Below are 7,211 nucleotides of genomic sequence, written 5' to 3'. Positions count from 1 at the left end.
AGCTGAGACAATTCGCAAGAGGGGTGTGTATACAACAAAAATAATTGAGAACAAAACGCTATAACTCCTTATATCACAAGGCGGAATAGTGTTTTTCTGATTTTTAACTGTCAAACTCGGGATTATATCATAAACTTGTCTTTTTATCAGAAGCCACCCAAATCAACTGCCTTGTATTTAGGTTCAATGCCTTCTGCTTTTAGATAATCAGTTAAAGGTACCAACTCCTCTGCTTCATACCGTTCACGATAAGCTGCAATTGCACCCCTATCATGAATTTTTTCATCTAAAACCAGTGCTTCGACTGGGATTGGTCTGTCGCCAGAGATTTTGGCATCAATCAAAACGGTTTCGCCCTTGGCAACATCCGCTAAGGCTGCATCAAAGACAGATTTTGCGTCCGCTATACTTGTTAGGGTATAACCTTTTGCCCCCATGCCTGCCGCAATTTTTGCAAAATCTACCCCCATGAATTCAACGCCGATGTAGCCTGAGTTTGTTTCTTCTTGCTCATCTTTAATAAAACCAAACTGGTTGTTGCTGAAAACGACATTGATAATTGGTAGCTTGTACTGTACTTCTGTGGCTAGGTCTTGCATGACCATGTTAAAGCCACCGTCGCCCGCTAAATTCCAGACTTGACGATCTGGGAAATCAAGTTTGGCAGTCAGCGCACCCGGAATGCCGATACCCATGGTCGCAAAGAGGTTAGAGGTCCGCCACATTTGTTTGGGATTGAGATGGAGATGGCGAACGGAAGTTTGCGTTACATCGCCGACATCGATTGAGAAGATGGCATCATCTTCGGCGTGGGTGTTGATTTGATGGTAGACTTGATACAGTTGCAGGTCGCCATCTGTTTTGGTTTCAAGTTTGTGAATGTAGTCATTCCAGTTTTTAACATTGGCAAGATTGGCACGCCACCAACCTGTTTCTGTTTTTTCTTTGGTCAACTTCGTCAACTCACGAATGGCTTCACCTGCATCACCTAAAATCGTCACATCATTATAGTTACGTTTCCCAAGATTGGCAGGGTTGATGTCAATCTGAATGAAGTTTTTCACATTTTCAAAAAGATTAGTGACTTCTGCAAAAGGATAATTATTCCCAACAAAAACGACTGTATCCGCATTTGGAAAGGCTTCATTGGCCGGTTTATTCGCCACACGATTGGCAGAGCCTAGCAAGGCTTCAAAATCTGAATCAAATTCGTCAAAATTGATGCCCGTCACTGCAACAGGTGCTTTGATTTTACGAGATAAGTCAACGACATCTTGACCAGCACCTCGCGTGCCAATACCAGCGTAAATAATCGTTTTTTCAGACGCATCTAGTATCTTAGCAGCCGCCTCTATATCTCCAAAATGGAGGGTAGGATTTGGAAATGTTCGGTGCGCATTCGCTACAGAATAAAACGGTTTGGCAGGAATATCAAAGGTCCCTAGATTGACTGGTAATTGGACAACAGCGACACCATTTTTGGCATAGGCTTGACGAATGCCCTCATCAATGACATGAGGGATTTGTTCCGCAGTTGTAATTGTCCGATTATAAATGGCAACGTCTGCATAAATTGGATTTTCGTTCATTTCTTGGAAGGTATCCATATTCATGCCAGTCGTCGCAAATTGTCCGACAATGGCTAAGACAGGCACATGATCCTCACGTGCGTCATACAAGCCATTGAGCAAGTGCGTCCCTCCGGGACCAGCTGAACCAAATGCCACACCAATATGACCGGTGTATTTAGCGTGCATGGCTGCTGCGAGTGCACCCACTTCTTCATGACGCACTTGAATATAGTCAATCTTATCTTTTTCATGCAATAAAGCGTCCATCAAAGAATTGATAGAGCCACCGGGAATCCCATAGATGTGTTTCACACCCCATTCTTCTAATACTTTGACTGCTGCAACACCTGCGTTAATTTTATCCATTAGCCTAGCTCCTTCTCACTGAGTGACTCATCAAAAATATCAACTCATCATCTGTCAATGCGTAAGTCAAGACAACATTCAAGAAATCGAAAGCGCTTAACTTTTCTACACTTTCATTATACACCTTCTGATTTATGAGATAAAGAAAAAAGGTTCGAAAATCGCTACCTTTTCTTATATACGTTTGTCAACCCTCAATTTTGTACCAAATAGATAACGAGTGCCAAACTTGACCCTATCAAGGAGATAGTCCAGAAGAACGCATCAACGCGCCATTCCGACCAAGGTTTACCGTGCCCCGAAATGCCACCCAATTCAAAATGATGATGAACAGGTGTCATTCGGAAGATGCGTTTACCTTGTGTGATTTTAAAGTAAGTTACCTGCATCATCACACTAACAGTCTCAAATACATAGACAATCCCTATCAAAAGCAAAGTCCACTCAACATTTAAAATAATCGAGATAATCCCGAGTAAACCACCAAGTGCTAAACTCCCGACATCCCCCATAAAAATCTTAGCTGGTTTATGGTTGAAGATGAAAAAGCCAAGTAAGCTACCAATAACAGCAACGATTAAAATTACAACATCAAAACGACTTTGGTGTATTGCAATCACTGCATAGGCAAGAAGAGAAATCACGACTGAAATAGATGCCAAACCATCAATCCCATCGGTCAGATTAACAGCATTTGAGAAACCAACTAACCAAAAGACAAGAAAGATAACAAAGAAAACACCGAGATTGACGCGAAAACCAAAAATATTTAAAAAATTAGCGGCAGTTTCGTGTGTATAAACAAGGTAGGCAATAATACCCGTTACGATTTGTGCCACCAATTTTTGCCAGCTTGTCAACCCCTGATTAATTTGTTTAAAGATTTTCAAAAAGTCATCTAGGAAACCGACAACTGCATAGATGGCAAAGACAAACCAAATGACCATAAAAGCAGCCGTCAGTTTACCCAAAATAAGCGCAAATACGAACGAAACGAGCAAACTCACCACGACAAAAACAAAGCCACCCATAGTAGGTGTCCCTGCTTTTGCAGCATGCTGCTTGACATCTTCGTGCATTTGTTGTCCACCAATTTTTGCTTTATGGTAAAAGCGGATAAAGGCGGGAATGGTAAAGACAGTGACAATAAACGCCACAAGTCCAGCAATAATAGAATTTAAAATCATATTCATTTCCGTAATTTTCTAGTGAATCAAATAATGCGTCAATTATAGATGACGTTTGTCTTAATTTTGACAAAACAAAAACATTAGCTTGAAAGGAAAGCAACTCATTCTCTCTAGCACATTCATTTTTGTCATGCGTTAATTAAGTGTCACTGTTAATTTTTGACCTTTTTTCAAGCTCGTATTCATCTTGATACTTTGTTCTGTTACTTTTCCAGTCTCAGAGCCATTATAAGTGACTGTAATACCAGCCCACTTAGCTAAGGTTTCAACATCTTCCTTAGACCAATCATAGATATCTGGCATATCAATATCACCGTCTGTTAAGAGTAAAACACGCACATTGGCACCAAGTTTCGTTCCAGCTTCAATTGATTGTTCAGTAATGACTGAACCACTTCCCACAACGACTGGTTGTAAGAGCTGTTGGCGCAACTGGTCTAGTGTACTACCGGGATCTTCCCCCTTGTAATTTTTCAAACTTACTTTCGATTCTTTGACATTGCTATTGCTCATTGCCAGTGATGTTGCATCAATTGTTGACTTAAGCTCGTAAGCACGCTCCAATAATGGATTAGCAACATCTGAAATAAACGATGGCATCCAATGTTCTGGCAGTGTTACCGTCATATAGAAAATGAAATCTGGATTTTCTGATGGTACCATGACAACAGATGAATAAAGATAAGGTGTTTCCCCCTCGTCATAATACCCCCCTGTTGGCTTGGCTACCTGAGCGGTTCCAGTTTTAATCGACACTTCTTTACCCTCTACTTGATAATAAGGGTGATTCTCTTTAAAGTTATAAGCTGTCCCGAAAGTCGTATCCGTTCCGACACCAACCATATATTTAAGGATGTCATCAGCCGTTGATTTCTCAATTGGTTTGCCAACAATTTCTGGTTGACTGATGCGTTCTGTCCCCGCATCAATGTTAGCGATTTTAGAAATAAAATGTGGCTCTAACATCTTACCACTATTGGCAATAGCAGTATAACCGCGTAGCATTTGTACTTCTGTCACACTAATCCCTTGACCAAAAGATGAATTGACTTGAGAAACAATATTTTCAGCAGGTAGATTGCCAAAGCTTTCACCTCCAAACCCCATACGTGTCGGTATACCAAATCTGAAACGTCTCAAGTAATCATCCCATGCTTTATCGCCCATAGCTAGCTGAAGATTTGACATCGCAACATTTGAAGAGTGCGAAAAGCCTTGGGCATAGGTCATCGTCAGACCATTAGGGAAGTCTTCGGCATCCCAGTCACCGACAGGCTTATCAGCGACTTGTATCGGTTTTGAGGTATAAGTTAAATTGGGATTAAAGACTTTGTTTTCAATCCCTGCCGCTAACGTAAACAACTTGAAGGTTGACCCCGGCTCAAACTGAACTTGATAAAGCAGATTTTTCTGTATGCCTATATTTTCTTTGTCTGACTTTTTATCATCCTTAGGACCAATGACTGTTTGCGTCACAGGATTAAAAGTCGGACGCTGAGTCGTTGCCAAAATTTCTCCAGTATCTGCTTTGACAAGCGTTGCCACAATATTTTGTGCAACGGCATCTTTTACAGGTGTCGTATCCATCAGAGTCTCTAGATATTTTTGAATACTCGAATCTATTGTTGTGTAAACATCTTCACCATCTTGGGCTGGTGTAACTGACTTGGCAACTCCTTGAAGCGCTTGCCCATTCTTGTCTTTTTCTAATGTTTCAACACCATTTTTCCCTGATAAAATATCGTTTAATGATGCCTCCAAACCAAATTGACCGATGAGACCTTTAGTATCATCATCACCATCTATAAGACCAGCAAGTCCGATAAAGTTTGAAGCAAAATTTCCCTGCGGGTAAGAACGTGCCAAATGAGATGTAAAACCAATGCCTGCAACACTTTTTGACTTCGCTTCATTCTCAATCTCTTCTTTTTTCGTAAATGAGATATGTTTTCCCGCTGTCCCAAACTCGACCTGACTCGCCCCTTTACGCTGGAGTTGCTCCAAAGTATATTTTTCATCTATGCCTAACTTTTCTTTGAAGAGTTGCGCAATCGCTGAAAAATCTTTCGATGCGGCGTAGAGTTTCTTACCGTCAGTTGAAACATAAGTTGAATCCAAAATCACATAGATAGAGTAATCACTAGAATCCATCGCAATCGCCGTGCCATTGCGATCAAGAATCGTGCCACGTTTGGCATAAATCGTCGTTGTTTCTGAATAATTTGATTTGGCGCGTGAAGACAATGTCACACCATTGCTAGAATCCGTAACGATAAGCCAAGAAAATCTAACGATAAAAACCGTAAACACAAAGATAGCGAGAATCAAAATGTCCTGCGCAATCCGTTTACGGTTGGCTTGTGGGCTTAAATGCGTTTTAGCTGCATTTTTAGCTACTTTCCGAAATGGAAAGAGTACAAGTTTTTTCAAAAAATTTATCATTTATTTCGTTGCCTTTATCACATTGTCGTTATTTATCTTCAAATCATTATCTTTTGCTTGATTTGCAACCCGTTCATCAGTCATCAATTCATTAATTTGTTGATCATAAGCTTTGAGTTGTTCTTCTTTTTTTGCAACTTCTGACTGAATCGTCAAAGTATTTTGCTCAACTTCAATAATTTTAGTTCTAACAAAAACCATACCAATCGCAAGCATAATCGCTGTCACAACGACTGAAAGGTAAAATACTTTTTCAACGTTTGACAGTTTCTTAAATTTCCGCGTCAAAAGCTCTGGCGCAATTGAGTCCACAGAAATATTGTAACTACCATTTTGATTGGCGGTTTTGATATCAAAATATTCTTTTGGTTTAGCTGCCATGTTTTTACCTTTCTAAACTAAAGTCTAGCCAATCGAGGTCATTCGCGAGCTGTAGCCCGCTCAAAGTCTTTCTAATTTTACTTGTGACTAGCTGTCATTAATTTTTTTGAGCAACCCTTAATTTAGCAGAATGTGCTCGGTTATTAAAGGCTAGTTCTTCATCTGATGCTAAAATTGGCTTCCGATTGACCAATGTTAAAAGTGGCTTCATCTCCTCGGGTATCATGGGTAAACCACGTGGAATATCAACTGTCGCATATTCTTTAAAGAGAGACTTTGTTAGCTTATCTTCTAAAGAATGGAAAGTAATCACAGATATTCTGCCATCTTTTTTAAGCATATGAATTGCTGTTTCAATTGATTCAGCAGCTGCACCCAGTTCATCGTTCACTTCAATGCGAATAGCTTGAAAGATTCGTTTAGCCGGATGACCTTTTTTCTTCAATTCTTTTTGAGGTAAGGCAGATTTAATGATATCTGCTAACTGCAATGTCGTATCTATTGGTGCAATTTCTCTTGCTTTTTCAATTTTACGCGCAATTTGTTTAGAGAATTTTTCTTCACCATAACGGCTAAAAATCCGCATCAAATCGTTAAAGGCATAAGTATTGACAACATCGTGTGCGGTCAATGCCTGTGATTGATCCATGCGCATGTCTAGTCTAGCCTCTTTTTTATAAGAGAAACCGCGTTGACTGTCATCGAACTGAGGACTTGAGACACCCAAATCATAGAGAATACCATCAAATTCAGTGACACCATATTCTGCTAGTGCCGCCCTAAGATGGCGAAAATTATTTTTAATCAACGTCACACGTCCAGCTTCAAGCTGTGTTTTTAGTTTTATTTTAGCATTTTGGTGGGCTGTTTCATCCTGATCAAAAGCATACAGGTGCCCTGTAGTGAATTGGCTCAGCAAATACTCGCTATGACCTGCACCACCTAGTGTGGCGTCAATGTAGATGCCATCAGGCTTGACTTCAAGCATATCAACGGTTTCGTGTAGCAGAACGGTATCATGCTTAAAAGTTGTCTGGTCTGACATGTATACTCACTTTCCAGTGTTTAGAGCTGATTTTAGTGTTATGACTTCAAAATCAGTTGACACATTAACGCATCTCCTAAACAAATCTTATTATACCAAAAAAATCTAGCAATATCTAGATTTTTACTGAATTGTCATATTATAGTCATGAAATCGAGACGAATATCTGAATCATATCATCTTATTTGTGTTTATCAGTGCCATAAACATCCTGTC

5 protein-coding genes are annotated in these 7,211 nt (G+C 40.0%); all 5 read right to left on the bottom strand.

Features of this window, described 5'->3' with window-relative positions; all coding sequences use genetic code 11:
• Positions 1-146: 146 nt before the first annotated feature.
• Positions 147-1,937 (bottom strand): pyruvate oxidase, encoded by a 1,791-nt coding sequence (gene spxB, locus ACYQ21_RS14095; protein ID WP_460059180.1) that lies wholly within the window; start codon positions 1,935-1,937, stop codon positions 147-149.
• A 194-nt stretch (positions 1,938-2,131) separates the two neighbouring features.
• A complete protein-coding gene (mraY, locus tag ACYQ21_RS14090; protein ID WP_460059181.1) occupies positions 2,132-3,121 on the bottom strand; it encodes a phospho-N-acetylmuramoyl-pentapeptide-transferase in 990 nt (329 codons plus the stop codon).
• A 141-nt stretch (positions 3,122-3,262) separates the two neighbouring features.
• The gene (locus tag ACYQ21_RS14085; RefSeq protein WP_460059179.1) at positions 3,263-5,557 is read right to left on the bottom strand and encodes a penicillin-binding transpeptidase domain-containing protein; all 2,295 of its coding nucleotides are present in this window, start codon (positions 5,555-5,557) and stop codon (positions 3,263-3,265) included.
• A 12-nt stretch (positions 5,558-5,569) separates the two neighbouring features.
• The gene (locus tag ACYQ21_RS14080; protein ID WP_460059178.1) at positions 5,570-5,950 is read right to left on the bottom strand and encodes a cell division protein FtsL; all 381 of its coding nucleotides are present in this window, start codon (positions 5,948-5,950) and stop codon (positions 5,570-5,572) included.
• Positions 5,951-6,047: 97 nt separating this feature from the next.
• A complete protein-coding gene (gene rsmH, locus ACYQ21_RS14075) occupies positions 6,048-6,995 on the bottom strand; it encodes a 16S rRNA (cytosine(1402)-N(4))-methyltransferase RsmH (RefSeq protein WP_460059177.1) in 948 nt (315 codons plus the stop codon).
• Between the last annotated feature and the right edge of the window lie 216 nt (positions 6,996-7,211).

The organism is Pseudolactococcus yaeyamensis (assembly GCF_054658615.1).
This window is presented reverse-complemented; position numbering and strand designations above follow the sequence as displayed.